Source organism: Rhizobium deserti, assembly GCF_004358025.1.
Lineage (GTDB): Bacteria > Pseudomonadota > Alphaproteobacteria > Rhizobiales > Rhizobiaceae > Neorhizobium > Neorhizobium deserti.
The window spans coordinates 1-1,447 of sequence record NZ_SMTL01000020.1 but is presented as its reverse complement, the minus strand read 5'-3'; the positions used below and the strand labels follow the sequence as shown (position 1 = coordinate 1,447).

Annotated in this window: 1 protein-coding gene; it reads left to right on the top strand. The window is 60.6% G+C overall.

Features of this window, described 5'->3' with window-relative positions; genetic code table 11:
• Positions 1-176 precede the first annotated feature (176 nt).
• The coding region (gene tssI, locus E2F50_RS22795; protein ID WP_133318479.1) for a type VI secretion system tip protein TssI/VgrG at positions 177-1,447 on the top strand (1,271 nt) is incomplete at its 3' end.

The following is a 1,447-nucleotide window of genomic DNA, read 5'->3' as shown; positions in this document are numbered from 1 at the left end:
CTGAGGAGAATTCGGAGGATGCGGATTTAATCCACCAGCCCCTCATCTTGAGGGTTGACCAAGGAGGCGAGGGAGCTATCTTTCAACCCGAACATGACGTGCATACTCCTGCACCAGTCGGTTTCCGCCCAAGCGGTTCCTTTGGTGCCCTTCTTGATTGTAAGATTGAGGCCCTCATGGATAATGCTTCCTCCGCTGCCGATTTCATCCAGGCGAGCCGTATCCTGAAGATCGTGTCGCCGCTTGGCGAGGACCAGTTGCTGCCCGAACGGGTGGTGATCGAGGAGGGCGTCTCATCCCTGTTCGAGATCCGCCTGATGGCCCGCACCAAGAAGGAGCGGATCAAGCCGGAGGAACTGATCGGCCGGCTGATGGATGTCTCGGTCGAGGTTCAACAGGGCGATGGCGAGGAGGGTTCAGCCGTTCGCCGGCCGTTCAATGGGCTGGTGACGGAGTTGAATGAGGGGCCACCGATCACCCGCGGGCTGCGCTCCTATTCCATGGTGCTCAAGCCGCAGATGTGGCTGCTGTCGCGGCGATCCGACTGCCGCATCTGGATGGACAAGACCGCGATCGACATCGTCGAGACGCTGTTTTCCGAACACGGCCTTCCGGCACCCGACACATCCGGCGTCATCACGCCACCGCCTGCACAACATTATAGCGTGCAGTGGAACGAAGACGATCTGTCCTATCTGACGCGGCGGTTTCAGGAGGATGGGCTGTTCTTCTGGTTTTCCCACGAGGATGGCAAGCACAAGCTGCATATCGCGGATACGGCCAATGGATGGCTTGGACCATCCCCGTCTGCCCAAGGCGAGGGCAAGGTACGTTTAGCGCAAGGATCCTCCGACCGCAACCATATCAACGACTGGGCGCGGCGCTTCTCCTATGTGCCGGGACAGCGGGCCGGCGCCGACTGGAACTTCGAAACGCCGCGCATGGTGCCCGGCACGATGACGCCGTCGCTGGTGCAGATGCCGGATGCGGTCAAACGCGAGCTTTACGAATATCCGGCTCGCATTTCTTCCGTCGCCGAAGCCGAGAGGGCGGAAAAGCTACGCATGCAGGCTTCGGAAGCCGACCATGACCGGGTTTTTGGCGCTTCCACCTCGCGCATCCTGGAGGCAGGCCGCCGCTTTACGCCTTACGAAGTGGCGCATCCCGATCATGCCTATGAAGAGCATGTGATCATCAAGGCGGTGCACAGCGTCGTCGACCGCTCCTACGAGACCAATTCCAACGAGCCGGAATATCGCAACCACTTTGAAGCCGTTCCCTCGCGCGTGCCGATGACGCCGCACCGGGAAACCAAGCGCCCGCGCATCGAGGGAACACAGGTGGCGATTGTTGCAGGTCCCGCCGGCGAGGAAATCCATCCGGACAAGTATGGCCGCATCAAGCTGTGGTTTCCCTGGGACCGCAAGGCCAAGAAGGACGGCACCGA